The sequence below is a fragment of the Streptomyces sp. NPDC048436 genome, assembly GCF_043200355.1.
GTDB lineage: Bacteria > Actinomycetota > Actinomycetes > Streptomycetales > Streptomycetaceae > Streptomyces.
This window is the reverse complement of sequence record NZ_JBICXP010000002.1, coordinates 939,346-952,614: the sequence shown is the minus strand read 5'-3', so window position 1 is coordinate 952,614 and position 13,269 is coordinate 939,346. Positions and strand designations below refer to the sequence as shown.

Genomic DNA, 13,269 nt, shown 5'->3' with positions numbered 1-13,269 from the left:
CCCGTACAGAAGCACCCTGTTGAAAGGACCCGCATGGCCCCCCGCACCGCCCGCTTCACGCTCGACCCCGCCTTCGCCGTCTCGGACGTCGACCCCCGGCTCTTCGGCTCCTTCGTCGAGCACCTCGGCCGCTGCGTCTACACCGGCATCTACGAGCCGGGCCACCCCACGGCCGACGAGGCGGGACTGCGCACCGACGTGCTCGAACTGGTCCGCGAACTGGGCGTGACGGCGATCCGCTATCCCGGCGGGAACTTCGTCTCGGGCTACAAGTGGGAGGACTCCGTCGGCCCCGCCGACGAGCGTCCGCGCCGCCTCGACCTGGCCTGGCACTCCACCGAGTCCAACCGCTTCGGGCTCTCCGAGTACATCGCCTTCCTGCGCAAGATCGGCCCGCAGGCCGAACCGATGATGGCCCTGAACCTCGGCACGCGCGGCGTCGCCGAGGCCCTCGACCTCCAGGAGTACGCCAACCACCCTGCCGGGACCACGTGGTCGGACCTGCGCGTGGCGCACGGCGACAAGGACCCCTTCGGCATCCGGATGTGGTGCCTGGGCAATGAGATGGACGGGCCGTGGCAGACCGGCCACAAGACGGCCGAGGAGTACGGGCGGCTCGCCGCCGAGACCGCACGCGCGATGCGCCAGGCCGACCCGGACGTCGAGCTCGTCGCCTGCGGCAGCTCCGGCCAGGCCATGGAGACGTTCGCCGCGTGGGAGGCGACGGTCCTCGCCGAGACCTACGACCTCGTCGACCACATCTCCCTGCACGCCTACTACGAGGAGACCGACGGCGACCGGGACTCGTTCCTTGCCTCGGCCGTCGACATGGAGTCCTTCATCGAGAACGTCGTCGCCACGTGCGACCACGTGGGCGCCCGGCTGAAGTCCAAGAAGAAGATCAATCTGTCCTTCGACGAGTGGAACGTCTGGTACCAGTCCCGGCCGCACCCCGAGGTCGAGGCGAGCCTGGTGGACTGGCCCGAGGCGCCCCGCCTCCTGGAGGACAACTACACCGTCACCGACGCGGTCGTCTTCGGCTCGCTGCTCATCGCCCTCCTTCGGCACGCGGACCGGGTGTCCGTGGCCTGCCTCGCCCAGCTGGTCAACGTCATCGCGCCCATCCTGACCGAGCCGGCAGGACCGGCCTGGCGGCAGACCACCTTCTTCCCCTTCGCGCAGGCCTCGCGGCATGGCCGCGGGCAGGTCCTCGACGTACGCGTGGACTCACCCGCGTACGAGACGGCCAAGTTCGGCGAGGTGCCGCTCCTGCACGCCACGGCGGTGCGCGCCGAGGACGGCACGGTCACCGTCTTCGCGGTGAACCGCGGCCAGAGCGAGCCGCTGCCACTTGAAGTCGCTCTGCACGGCCTTGAGTTGACGTCGGTGATCGAGCACAGCGCGCTGTCCGACGCCGACCCGGAGGCCCGCAACACCCTCAAGGACCCGGAGCGCGTCACCCCGCACGCCGTCACCGGAACGGCACTCCAGGACGGCACGCTGAGCGCCGTCCTGGAGCCGCTGTCGTGGAACGTGATCCGGCTGGGCTGAGGCCGGCCCCCGCTTACGGGACGGGGGCCACCGAGCCCCGTCCCGTCGGCACCACCTCGTCCGAGAGCGGCAGCCCGAGGCCGGCCACGGCCTGGGCGACCAGCCGGGACATCTGGAGGGCACCTCGCTCCTGGAAGTGGGTGTTGTCCTGCACCCCGTTCGGGAAGTTGGGGTACTCACCCGGAGCCAGCCACAGGAACACCCCCTTGGACTTCTCCACGCCGAGCCGCGTCAGATACCGGCGGCTGGCCTCGGAGAGGTCGACCAGCGGGGCGCCCTCCTCCTTGGCGACGGCCCGCGCCGCGGCCACGTACGCGGGGAAGGACACCTTGAACTCGCCGGTGCTCGCGTTGAAGTCGCGACGCGAGACGGGCGTGACGACGACCGGCACCGCACCGCGGGCCCGGGTGCCCCTGATGTAGTCGTGGCGCAGATATTCCTTGTAGTCGTCCGGCGAGGTGTAGCGGTCCGGATTGCTGACCGTGGCGTCGTTATGGCCGAACTGCACGAACAGATAGTCGTCCGGCTGGATCACCTGGTGGATGGCGGCGAGACGGCCCTGCTCGATGAAGGAGCGTGAACTGCGCCCGCCGATGGCACGGTTGGCGACCACGACGTCCTGGGTGAAGAAGCGGGGAAGCATCTGCCCCCAGCCGGCCTCGGGGTAGTAGCCCGCGTTGTAGGTCTGCGCGGTGGAGTCACTGGCGATGTACAAGGTCGTGGCGGCCCGTGCCTCCCCGCCGTCGCGTCCGGCAGCGGCGGCGGCGCCGGGAGCCGCGAGGACGGCGCCGCCCGCGCCCAGCGCGGCGGCGGCGACCAGGAAGCGTCTTCGGCTGGTGCGGGTGGTCGGTGCGGGATCTGTGCTCTCTGCGTTCTCTGTGCTGTCTGTGCTTTCTGTGCTGTGGCCCATCGGGCACTCCTGACGGGGAAGGGGTGGATACGTCGGGGTCAGTAGGCGACGGGCCATCCGGAGCTCCAGTTCAGGAGGTTCACGCCGAGCTTCGGGGTGCCGTTGTCCTGGCCGTCGTAGTAGTGGTAGACGAGCAGGTCGCCGTCGGTGTCCTTCATGACAGACTGGCCGCCGGGGCCGATGTAGCGGCCGTGGCTCTCCTGGACGATGGTGCCGCCGTTGTTCATCAGGCTGACGCCGTTCTTGTCGACGTACGGCCCTGTGACGCTGGAGGAGCGGCCCACTTTGATCTTGTACGTGGAGCTGGTGCCGGCGCAGCACGTGTCGTACGAGGCGAACAGGTAGTAGTAGCCGCCCCGCTTCACGATGTAGGGCGCTTCGACCGCCTTGGTGCCGGTGGGCCGCGAGGCGAGCGAGCGCCGGGCCGTGTCGCCCGCGTACTGCTTGCCGGTCGAGGGGTCGACGCGGATCATCTTGATCCCCGTCCACCAGGAGCCGAAGGACAGCCACCACTTGCCGTCGTCGTCGACGAAGAGGTTCGGGTCGATGGCGTTGTAGTCGCTGGACGTGGTCGAGGTGTACACCGCGCCGTAGTCCGTCCAGGAGCCGGGCTCACCCGTGGTGGAGGCGGCGAGGCCGATGGCCGACTTGTTGGAGCCGAACGACGAGACGGAGTAGTACATGAGGTACTTGCCGCCGTGGTACGAGATGTCCGGGGCCCAGACGTCACCGGTGGAGTTGTAGTTGTTCCACCAGCTCGGCCGGGTGGGGAAGGCGGAGCCGCTGCGGCCGAAGGCGGTGCGGTCGGTGGAGGTACGCAGTTGGAGGCCGTCGCCGGTCGAGTAGAGCAGGTACTTGCCCGAAGAGGTGCGGGCCATGGTCGGGTCGTGGACGACGGTGTCGCCGGTGACCTGGCCGGGGTTGGGGTAGGCGGTCGCGCTGCTCGGGATCAGTGCGAGCAGGGCGGCGGCGGGCAGCGCGACGAGGGCTCTGCGCCGGAAGGTGTTCGGGGTGCGGCTCACTCCGGTCTCCTTGGCCGTGCGGGGAGGTGAACGGGGGCGGTACGACGTATGGTCGCCGCCCGCCCCCGTGGGGTTGCCGCCCCGGTGACGCGGATTACAGCGCCGGGTACGCGTTCTTCAGGAGCTGCTGGAACTGCGCCGAGAACCACTTGCCGGAGACCGGCGAGTCGGGCAGCGCCCCGGAGAGGTTGTGGCCGTTACGGGGATTGCCCTCGTACGCCGGGTCACACATGCGGTCGAAGCCCTTGCCCTCGTCGTTCGGGATCTCCTTGCTCGACCCGTCGGACTCGCCCGGCGGCTTCATCCAGACGTAGGCGTCGATGCCGGACTCCGGCGCCACCTTCGGCCGCTCGCCGAGACCCGCGCCCGACTGGTTGCACCAGTTGCCGATGTGGATGCGGCGGTCGTAACGGCCGCCGTCCACATAGGTGTTGACGTCCGTCGTGGGGCCCGGGCCCGCAGGCTGTGCCGCGCCGCCCCAGCCGTTGCGGGAGGTGTCGATCAGCATGCCGATGGTGGACCTGAAGCCGGTGGAGACGAGCTGGCCGCGGAACGACTGGGCGAAGGAGAGCTCGTCGACTGAGCGGTTCCAGTCGACCCACTTGGACTCGCGGACCGACCGGCCGTTGACGCTGTCGCCGATCTTGAAGTTGTTCTCCTTCAGGGCGCTGTAGTTGGCCGTGTTGGTGATGAAGCCGTGCACGTTGTCGACGCTGCCGCCCTCGGCGGTCGCCGCCTGGTACATGACCTGCGCGGAGGCGGCGAAGTTGTCGTCCCAGCCGATCCAGCCGTGGTGGCCCGCGTCCACGTAGTTGTAGACGTTGGGGACGGCGCCGAGCTCGCGCAGGGCGTAGCCGACGCCCTTCACGTAGTTTCCGTTGGCCTTCATCACGTCGCACGCGGGCGTCGCGGTGGGACGGCTGCCGGTGTTGGTGACCAGGTTGGGCAGCGAGTCGATCTCGACGGTCGTGACGATGCGCAGATTCGCGTACTTCGTGTCGGCGAGGATCTCCGCGATCGGGTCGATGTAGTCGCTCTTGTAGCGGTCGATCTCGGTGGGGCCGAGCTCACCGTTGGACGCGAGCGCGGCACAGTCCCGGCCCGGCAGGTTGTAGATGACCAATTGCACGACACCGGCGCCCTGTTGGAGCGCCGCGTCGAGATGGTCGCGCAGGCCCATCGAGGCACCGGCGCCCTCGATCGCGGCGATCCGGTCGAGCCAGACACCGGTCGGCTGACCGGAGACGGCCTTGCCGCCCGGCTCGGCCGCTGCCTTCGCCGACCACTCGGGGTTCACATAGGGCTTGGCACCGGCGTACGGATTGTCGACGCGAGCGGCGGCCCGGGTCGCACCGGCTCCGCTGTCGCTCACCGCGAGGGCGGTGCCGCCGGTGGTGACGAGGAGGGTGGCGACGGCGGCCACGAGGACGCGGTCTCTGGTGCGCCTGGGGGAGGTGCGGCTCATGGTGGGGGTGGTTCCTCTCTGAGGGGGAGTGGACGCGGGGCGGTGCGGGTCAGGTGCCGAGCGCGGCCAGAGCGCCCAGATGGTCGCGGAGCCCGGCGCCGAACGCGGTGGGTGTGCCGTCGTAGGAGCTGATCAAGGACGGGCCCGACGCGCAGTTCCAGGTGTTCCAGGTCCAGCCGAGATAGGAGGCCTGGTGGGCGTCGAGCCACTCCATGACGGTGTCGATGAAGCCGTGCGAGCAGGTGTTCTCGCCGATCTCGCCCGCGACGAGCGGCACCTCGGCGGCGACCGGCGCCAGAACGCGGTCCCAACAGCTCGCGTCGGCACAGGTGTTGAAGTTGTAGACGTGCCAGGCGGCGGCGAGATTACCCGCCGGGTCGGTGGGCGCGTGCTCCAGCCAGCCGCTGAGGTCGTTGGAGTACGCGATGCCTGCGGCCAGGACGAGATTGGTCGCGCCCGTCCCCCGTACGGCATCCAGCAGGTCCTGCATTCCGGCGACTTCGTAGCCGATGCCGGGGCAGTCGCCGCCGTCGCGCCAGCAGTCCCAGGCCTGGTCGGTGGTGGGGGTGGCGCGGTCCGGGTAGGGCTCGTTGAACAGGTCGAGGACGACGGCCGGATCGTCCTTGAAGGTGTTGGCGACCGAGGTCCAGAACGCCGGTGTGTAGCGGGCGTTCGGCATCGGCTTCTGGCAGCTCGCGTGCACGTCCGCGCAGCCCGCCGAGTTCCCTGTGTACTGGCCGTGGGACCAGTGCAGTTCGACGACGGGGGTCATGCCGTGGTCCTGTACGCGCTGGACCAGGCCCTCGACGGCGGTGATGTAGTTGGCGCCCGCGTAGCGCGGGTCGATGTTGTCGGTGCCGAGCCAGCACTCTTCGTTGAGGGGGATGCGTACGGTGTTGGCCTTCCAGTCCGCGATGGCCTTGACGGAGGCGTCGTCGACGGGGCCGTCGAAGATGCCGTAGCCCTGGACGCAGGCGAACTCCCCGCCGGAGCGGTTGACGCCGAGCAGTCGGTGCGCGGCGCCTTCGGCGTCGACGAGCCGGTTGCCATCGGCGTGCAGCACGGGGGGTTGCGGAGCCTGGGACTGCGCGGCGCCCGCCGGTGACAGCGAGGAGGGCATCGCGAGACCGGTGGCGATGAGGAGGACGCCCGCCAGCACGGCCAGGGTGCGGAACAGGCGTGGGGGATGACGCATGAGCGACTCCTTGGCTTGAGCCGGAATCGCTCCCACTGGTGAGCGTGGAAGCTAGCAGGAAGTCGCCGCCGGGAACAGAAAGGTTGGCGGAGTTCTCAGATTTTCTGGATCGCCCCCTATCTCCCCCCTGTATCTCCCCCTGTCGAATTCATTCGACAACTCCCTTTCGTGTCCTGGCTCTTGACATCGCAGCGATCCAGCTGAATTTTGGGAGCGCTCCCACTGGTTCCCTCGCTCCCCAAGCGGAGCCACCCCCGCATCGAGCCGTCAGGAGACATCCCCGCATGTCCGCATTCCCCGACGCCCCCCGACCCGGTCACCCCAGACCGGAAATAAGCCGCCGCAACCTGCTGGCCCTAGGCGCGGGCGCCGCGCTGGCCCCCGTCATCGTGGCGCTCAACCCCGCAGGTCACAGCGCTCATGCCGCACAAGCCGCGACCGAGTACGAGCAGCGCTTCCTCGACCTCTACGCGAAGATCACCGATTCGGCGAACGGCTATTTCTCGCCGGACGGTATTCCCTACCACTCCGTCGAAACCCTCATTGTCGAAGCCCCCGACCACGGGCACGAGACGACATCCGAGGCATACAGCTATCTGCTCTGGCTACAGGCCATGTACGGCAAGGTCAGCGGCGACTGGACGCGTTTCAACGCGGCCTGGGAAACCATGGAGAAATTCATGATCCCCACCCATGCCGACCAGCCGACGAACAGTTTCTACAATGCGGCGAAACCAGCCACGTACGCCCCCGAACACGACCAGCCGTCCCAGTACCCGGCCCGGCTCGACCCCGCGATACAGGCAGGCGCCGACCCGATCGCGGCCGAGCTGAAGAGCGCGTACGGCAGCGACGACATCTACGGCATGCACTGGCTGCAGGACGTCGACAACGTCTACGGCTACGGCGGCGACGCCACGGGACCGGTCTACATCAACACCTTCCAGCGCGGCCCGCAGGAGTCGGTCTGGGAGACCGTCCCGCACCCCACCCGCGACGAGTTCACCCACGGCGGCCCCAACGGCTACCTCGACCTGTTCACCGGCGACGCCTCCTACGCCAAGCAGTGGAAGTACACCAACGCCCCGGACGCCGACGCCCGCGCCGTGCAGGCCGCCTACTGGGCGCACGTCTGGGCCTCGGCACAGGGCAAACAGGCCGACGTCGCGGCGACGGTCGCCAAGGCGGCCAAGATGGGCGACTACCTGCGCTACGCCCTGTTCGACAAGTACTTCAAGACCGTCGGTGACTGCACCGACCCGTCCGGCTGCGCGCCGGGCAGCGGCAAGAACAGCTCGCACTACCTGCTGTCCTGGTACTACGCCTGGGGCGGCGCCACCGACACCTCCGCGGGCTGGGCCTGGCGCATCGGTTCGAGCCACAGCCACGGCGGCTACCAGAACCCCCTGGCCGCCTACGCCCTCAGCGCGTACGCCCCGCTCGCCCCCAAGTCGGTTTCGGGCAAGGCCGACTGGACCAAGAGCCTGGCCCGGCAGATCGAGTTCTACCGCTGGCTGCAGTCCGCCGAAGGCGCGATCGCGGGCGGCGCCACCAACAGCTGGCAGGGCCGGTACGCAAAGCCGCCGGCCGGCACGCCCACCTTCTACGGCATGGCGTACGACGAGAAGCCCGTCTACCACGACCCGCCGTCCAACCAGTGGTTCGGCTTCCAGGCCTGGTCGATGGAGCGGGTCGCCGAGTACCTCCACGAGACCGACGACCCCGCCGCGAAGACGGTCATGGACAAGTGGGTGAAGTGGGCGCTGTCCGAGACGACCATCGCCGCGGACGGCACCTACACCGTCCCCTCGACCCTCAGCTGGTCCGGCAGCCCCGACACCTGGAGCCCGTCAAGTCCCGGAGCCAACACGGGACTTCACGTGACCGTTGTCGACCGGACCAATGACGTGGGCGTCGCCGCCGCTTACGCCAAGACCCTGACGTACTACGCCGCCGCCACCGGCCACACCGAAGCCGCCAAGACGGCCAAGGCGCTCCTCGACGGCATGTGGAAACACCACCAGGACCCGCTCGGCATCGCCGTCCCCGAGACCCGGGCCGACTACAGCCGCTTCGACGGCGCGGTCTACGTGCCGAGCGGCTGGAGCGGCACCATGCCGAACGGCGACACCATCAACTCCGGCTCGGACTTCACCTCCATCCGCTCCTTCTTCCGCGACGACCCCGACTGGCCCAAGGTCGAGGCCTACCTCGCCGGGGGAGCGGCGCCCCGGTTCACCTACCACCGGTTCTGGGCGCAGGCCGACATCGCGCTCGCCATGGCGGCGTACGCGGAACTCCTCGAACCGGGGTCGGCGTGAAAGGCCGCCGCACGCGCCGTACCCGCGACAGGGCGCTGCTCGGCGTGCTCTGTCTCCTCCCGGGGCTGTTGCTCGCGACCGCCCCGCCCTCCGGGGCCGACGACGCCGAGCGGACCGCGGCGGCCGGCTACACCTGGAAGAACGTCCGCGTCGACGGCGGCGGCTTCGTGCCCGGCATCGTCTTCAACCGGTCCGAGAAGAACCTCGCCTACGCGCGCACCGACATCGGCGGCGCCTACCGCTGGCAGGAGCGCACCCGGTCGTGGACCCCGCTCCTGGACTCGGTGGGCTGGGACGACTGGGGGCACACCGGTGTCGTCAGCCTGGCCTCCGACGCCGTCGAACCGGACAAGGTGTACGCCGCCGTCGGCACCTACACCAACGACTGGGACCCCGGTAAGGGCGCCGTCATGCGCTCGGCCGACCGCGGTCGCACCTGGAAGAGGGCCGATCTTCCGTTCAAGCTCGGCGGCAACATGCCGGGCCGCGGCATGGGCGAACGCCTCGCCGTCGACCCGCACGACAACCGCGTGCTGTACCTCGGCGCGCCCAGCGGCAACGGCCTGTGGCGCTCCACCGACTCCGGCGCGACCTGGTCGAAGGTGACGGCGTTCCCCAACCCGGGCAACTACCAGCAGGATCCCGCGGACACGAGCGGCTACGCCTCCGACAACCAGGGCATCGCCTGGGTCACCTTCGACGAGTCGACCGGCGTGTCCAAAGGCCGCACCAAGACGGTCTACGTGGGCGTCGCCGACAAGGACAACGCCGTCTACCGCTCCACCGACTCCGGCGCCACCTGGTCCCGCGTCGCGGGCCAGCCCACCGGATACCTCGCCCACAAGGGAGTACTGGACGCGGAGAACGGCTACCTCTACCTCGCGTACAGCGACAAGGGCGGCCCCTACGACGGCGGCAAGGGGCAGGTGTGGCGGTACGCGACCCGCACCGGCACGTGGAAGAACATCAGCCCCGCCACCGACGCCGACACGTACTACGGCTACAGCGGACTGACCCTCGACCGGCAGCGGCCGGGGACCGTCATGGTCACCGGCTACAGCTCCTGGTACCCCGACACCCAGATCTTCCGCTCCACCGACAGCGGCGCGAGCTGGACGGGGGCCTGGAACTACGATGCCTACCCCCAACGCGCCAACCGCTACACCATGGACGTCTCGTCCGTGCCGTGGCTGTCCTGGGGCGCCTCTCCGACGCCGCCCGAACAGACCCCGAAACTTGGCTGGATGACCGAGGCCCTGGAGATCGACCCCTTCGACTCCAACCGGATGATGTATGGCACCGGAGCCACCGTCTACGGCACCAGGAACCTCCAGCAGTGGGACAGCGGCGGCAAGTTCACCATCACGCCGACGGTCAAGGGCCTGGAGGAGACCGCCGTCAACGACCTCGCGGCACCGGCCTCCGGGGCGCCCCTGCTCAGCGCGCTCGGTGACATCGGCGGCTTCCGCCACACGGACGTCACCAAGGTGCCGCCCCTGATGTACACCGGGCCCAACTTCACCACCACGACCAGCCTCGACCACGCCGAGTCCGACCCGGCCACGGTGGTGCGCGTCGGACAGCTCGACAGCGGGCCACGCATCGCCTTCTCCCAGGACAACGGCGCCAACTGGTCGCCGGGGAAGGAGCCTTCGGGTGTCTCGGGTGGCGGAACCGTCGCGGCGTCCGCTGACGGCAGCCGCTTCGTGTGGAGCCCCGACGGCACGGGCGTACACACCAGCGGCGACCGCGGCGCGACGTGGACGGCGGCCGACGGCATCCCGCAGGGCGCGGTCGTCGAGTCCGACCGCACCGACCCCAAGACGTTCTACGGCTTCAAGTCCGGGACGTTCTACGTCAGTACGGACGGCGGCGCGACCTTCACCGCGAAGGCATCCGGGGGACTGCCGGCCGAAGGACCTGTCCGCTTCAAGGCCGTACCCGGAGCGGCCGGGGACATCTGGCTCGCGGGCGGCAAGGCGGGCGGCACGTACGGGCTGTGGCACTCGACCGACTCGGGCGCGCACTTCACGCGGGTCGACGGCGTCGAGGAGGCCGACACGATCGGCTTCGGGAAGGCCGCGCCCGGCTCGGCCCACCAGACGCTCTACACCAGCGCGAAGATCGACGGCGTGCGTGGCATCCACCGCTCCACCGACGGCGGCGAGAGCTGGCTGCGGATCAACGACGACGCCCACCAGTGGGGCTGGACCGGGGCGGCCATCACCGGTGACCCCCGGATCTACGGGCGGGTGTACGTGTCGACGAACGGCCGTGGCATCGTTTACGGGGACACGGCGGGGTCCGCCGGGCGGGGATAGCGGCCTCCAGCAGGTCCGCAACTCCGTTGGACAGCACGTCCTGTCGAAGCGCTTCGACACATGTATGGACAGCGCTTGCGTGTCCCTCTAGGGTCAGGGTGGCCCCAAGTCGAAGCGCTTCGCCACCGCTTCACGACCTGCCCAGGAGAGCCGAATGGTCACCCTTGCCGAGGTAGCCCACCACGCCGGAGTATCGGCCAGCACGGTGAGCTACGTACTCAGCGGCAAGCGGTCCATCTCCGCCTCCACCAAGGACCGTGTCGAGCGGTCCATCCGGGAGCTCGGCTACCACCCCAATGCCGGCGCCCGCGCCCTGGCAAGCAGCAGATCCAACATCATCGCGCTGATGGTGCCGCTGCGCACCGACATGTACGTACCGGTGATGATGGAGATCGCCATCGCCGTCGCCACCACCGCGCGCACCCACGGGTACGACGTCCTGCTCCTGACCGGTGAGGAGGGCCCCGAGGCGGTCCGCCGCATCGAGGGCAGCGCGCTCGCCGACGCCATGATCCTGATGGACGTGGAGCTGCACGACGAACGCCTTCCGCTGATCCGCGAGACCGACCGGCCCACCGTCCTCATCGGCCTCCCCGCCGACCCCACGGGCCTGACCTGCGTCGACCTCGACTTCGAGGCGACCGGCGCCCAGTGCGTCGAGCACCTCTCCGGGCTCGGCCACCAGGAGATCGCGGTCATAGGCGAGGCGCCCGCCGTGTACGAGCGGCACACCGGGTTCGCCGAACGCACCCTGGACGGGCTGCGGGTGCGGGCCCGGGAGCTCGGCGTGCGCGTCCTGCACCGGCCCTGCGAGGGAACGTACGACGCGCTGACCGCCATCCTGGCCCGGATCTTCGACGAACGCCCCGGCACCACGGGGTTCGTCGTGCAGAACGAATCCGCGGTGGAACCCCTCCTGAACCTCCTGCGCCAGCAGGGCCGCGCCGTACCGGAAGACGTCTCCGTCGTCGCCATCTGCCCCGAACAGGTGGCGACCCAGGCGTCCGTACGCCTCACCTCCGTCGCGATCCCCGCGCAGGAGATGGGGCGGCAGGCGGTGGAGCGCGTCGTCGCCAAGCTGAAGGGGGAGAGCGCCCTCGAAGTCGCCCTGATCGCACCGGAGTTGACGGTGCGGGCCAGCTCGGGCCCTGGACCCGCCAAGGGCTGACGGGTTTCTGTTATCGGAGCCCGCGTGGTCCGTCTCCTGAGTGTCCGGCCCCCGTACATCTCAAGGAGCCCCCCCTCATGGGTCACGAAAACAAGCACCGGCTCAGCCGCCGCTCCATGCTCCAGCTCACCGGCGGCCTCGTCGCCGCGGGTGCCGCCGGCGGCGCGGTGGCGACAGCCCTCCCGGAGGACAAGGCGGACGCCGCCCCCGCGGCCTTCGCCCACCCCGGCATGCTGCACAACGCCGGTGACCTCAACCGCGCCAAGGTGAAGGTCGCCGCCGGGGCCGCGCCCTGGACCCCCGGCCGGCAGAAGCTGACCGGCAACAGGCACTCGGCGGCCACCTGGAAGGCGAGCCCCCGGGCCACCATCATCCGCGGCGGTACGGGCCAGAACTACCCCACCCTCTACAACGACATCCACGCCGCCTACCAGAGCGCCCTGCGCTGGCGGATCGAGGGCTCCGCCGCGCACGGCGACACCGCGCGCGACATCCTCAACGCCTGGTCCGCCACGCTCACCGAGGTGACGGGAAACGCCGACCGGTTCCTCGCCGCCGGGATCTACGGCTACCAGTTCGCCAACGCGGCCGAACTCATGCGCGGCTACGACGGGTTCGACCTCGGCCGATTCAAGAACATGCTGCTCAAGGTCTTCTACCCACTCAACGACGACTTCCTGAAGCACCACAACGGCGCCTGCGTCACCAACTACTGGGCCAACTGGGACCTGTGCAACATGGCCTCGGTCATGGCGATCGGCATCCTGTGCGACGACAGGACCAAGTACGACCAGGCCGTCGACTACTTCAAGAACGGCGCGGGCAACGGCTCCATCAAGAAGGCCGTCCCCTTCGTGTACGACGGTGAAGGCCTCGCCCAGTGGCAGGAGTCGGGCCGCGACCAGGGCCACACCGTGATGGGCATGGGCCTGATGGGCGCGCTCTGCGAGATGGCGTGGAACCAGGGCGACGACCTCTACGGCTACGACTCCAACCGCTTCATGAAGGCCGCCCAGTACGTCGCCAAGTACAACCTCGGCCAGTCGGTCCCCTTCACCAAGTACACCTGGGGCACGGGCACCAACTGCGCCTACCGCGAGCAGACCGTCATCTCCGAAGCAGGCCGGGGCCAGGCCCGCCCGGTGTGGGACCTCCTGCACTTCCACTACGCGCGCCGCCGCAGACTGGCCGTGCCGTACATCACCGCCCTCGCGGAGAAGACGCGTCCGGAGGGCGGCGGCGGTGACTACGGCCCGAACAGCGGGGGCTTCGACCAACTGGGCTTCGGGACACTGGCGTACGCGAAGTAGGAGCGG

The 13,269-nt window shown here is 69.5% G+C and carries 8 protein-coding genes and 1 pseudogene; 5 read left to right on the top strand and 4 right to left on the bottom strand.

The genetic code is table 11. The features are described from left to right. The first annotated feature begins 33 nt into the window (after nucleotides 1–33). Entirely contained in the window at nucleotides 34–1,551 is a 1,518-nt protein-coding gene (locus tag ACGFX9_RS10700; protein WP_393467996.1) for an alpha-N-arabinofuranosidase, read from the top strand. Nucleotides 1,552–1,564: 13 nt separating this feature from the next. On the opposite strand, the gene ACGFX9_RS10695 is transcribed toward ACGFX9_RS10700, so the two are convergent. The 4 genes from ACGFX9_RS10695 to ACGFX9_RS10680 form a co-directional block, all read right to left on the bottom strand. After that, the gene (locus ACGFX9_RS10695) at nucleotides 1,565–2,461 is read right to left on the bottom strand and encodes a rhamnogalacturonan acetylesterase (protein WP_393467993.1); all 897 of its coding nucleotides are present in this window, start codon (nucleotides 2,459–2,461) and stop codon (nucleotides 1,565–1,567) included. 38 nt (nucleotides 2,462–2,499) lie between these two features. Further along, nucleotides 2,500–3,483, bottom strand: a complete 984-nt coding sequence (locus ACGFX9_RS10690; protein ID WP_393467990.1) for an arabinan endo-1,5-alpha-L-arabinosidase — start codon at nucleotides 3,481–3,483, stop codon at nucleotides 2,500–2,502. A 94-nt stretch (nucleotides 3,484–3,577) separates the two neighbouring features. Beyond that, nucleotides 3,578–4,948 carry a glycoside hydrolase family 6 protein gene (locus ACGFX9_RS10685; RefSeq protein WP_393467987.1) on the bottom strand — a complete coding sequence of 457 codons (1,371 nt, stop codon included), beginning with the start codon at nucleotides 4,946–4,948 and terminating at the stop codon, nucleotides 3,578–3,580. A 49-nt stretch (nucleotides 4,949–4,997) separates the two neighbouring features. Further along, nucleotides 4,998–6,143 carry a glycoside hydrolase family 5 protein gene (locus ACGFX9_RS10680; protein ID WP_393467984.1) on the bottom strand — a complete coding sequence of 382 codons (1,146 nt, stop codon included), beginning with the start codon at nucleotides 6,141–6,143 and terminating at the stop codon, nucleotides 4,998–5,000. Between the two features lie 443 nt (nucleotides 6,144–6,586). Here ACGFX9_RS10680 and ACGFX9_RS10675 point away from each other — a divergent pair. The 4 genes and pseudogenes from ACGFX9_RS10675 to ACGFX9_RS10660 all read left to right on the top strand — a co-directional run. Continuing rightward, nucleotides 6,587–8,464: pseudogene (locus tag ACGFX9_RS10675) on the top strand (glycoside hydrolase family 48 protein); the annotation flags it as partial. Next, nucleotides 8,461–10,785, top strand: coding sequence for a xyloglucanase (locus tag ACGFX9_RS10670; RefSeq protein WP_393467981.1), 2,325 nt, complete (start codon nucleotides 8,461–8,463; stop codon nucleotides 10,783–10,785). The pseudogene ACGFX9_RS10675 and the gene ACGFX9_RS10670, both read left to right, overlap by 4 nt. 154 nt (nucleotides 10,786–10,939) lie before the next feature. Further along, nucleotides 10,940–11,953, top strand: coding sequence for a LacI family DNA-binding transcriptional regulator (locus ACGFX9_RS10665; protein ID WP_393467978.1), 1,014 nt, complete (start codon nucleotides 10,940–10,942; stop codon nucleotides 11,951–11,953). Between the two features lie 77 nt (nucleotides 11,954–12,030). Further along, on the top strand, nucleotides 12,031–13,263 hold the full coding sequence (locus tag ACGFX9_RS10660) for an alginate lyase family protein (protein ID WP_393467975.1): 1,233 nt from the start codon (nucleotides 12,031–12,033) through the stop codon (nucleotides 13,261–13,263). Nucleotides 13,264–13,269: the final 6 nt, after the last annotated feature.